Annotated in this window: 1 pseudogene; it reads right to left on the bottom strand. The window is 69.4% G+C overall.

From position 1 onward, the window contains the following. Positions 1-544, bottom strand: a pseudogene (locus ACQY6C_RS14885) (hypothetical protein); the annotation flags it as partial. Positions 545-631: the final 87 nt, after the last annotated feature.

Genomic DNA, 631 nt, shown 5'->3' with positions numbered 1-631 from the left:
TGGTGAGGGTAGGCCACCCGCCGCCGGGACCGACGTCCCTGACAATGGCCTGGATCCCATGGTGACCATGGTACCTGTCCGGGGAGGGAGAGCCGCGCCGCCTGTAAAGGCCGCGATCTCCGTCAACCCAGCCACCGGCATGTCCGCGCCTGTCTGGACTGCCACCGCCATCGGGGACACGGCCGCCGCGCGCGCCCCCGCCCGGAGCACCGCCGGCGCGTCCGCGCCCGTCAGGGCTGCCGCCACGGCGCCCCTGGGGGTGCGCGGCTGCCCACTGCGCTGCCTGCTCCCGCGCTGCCTCCCTCGCCAGCTTGAGCTCGTTGTCTCTGTCGTCATCGGTAGAAACAGAGCTGCCGGTGCTACTGGCGCGCAGAGCCTCGAGCTCTGCCGCCGCCGCTGCTGCTTCTACTTCTGCCCTTGCTGCTGCCAGTTCCGCCATCGCCAGCCTTGCCACCCTTGCCACCGTCGCTGCAGTCTCTACTGCCGCTCGCTCGCTTTCCTCTGCCGCGGTAACCTCGGCCTCCTGCCGGTGCTGCGCGCTCAAGGCGACCGAGCGCTGTGACTGTCCTTCGGATATGACGTGCTAGTGGGGGCTGCTACATGGGAAGAGGCTGCCTCAGATGAGCTATTG

The organism is Altererythrobacter sp. (assembly GCF_050299635.1).
In the GTDB taxonomy this organism is placed as follows: domain Bacteria; phylum Pseudomonadota; class Alphaproteobacteria; order Sphingomonadales; family Sphingomonadaceae; genus Erythrobacter.
The sequence above is the reverse complement of the archived record's forward strand: the minus strand, read 5'-3'. Positions and strand labels throughout refer to the sequence as shown.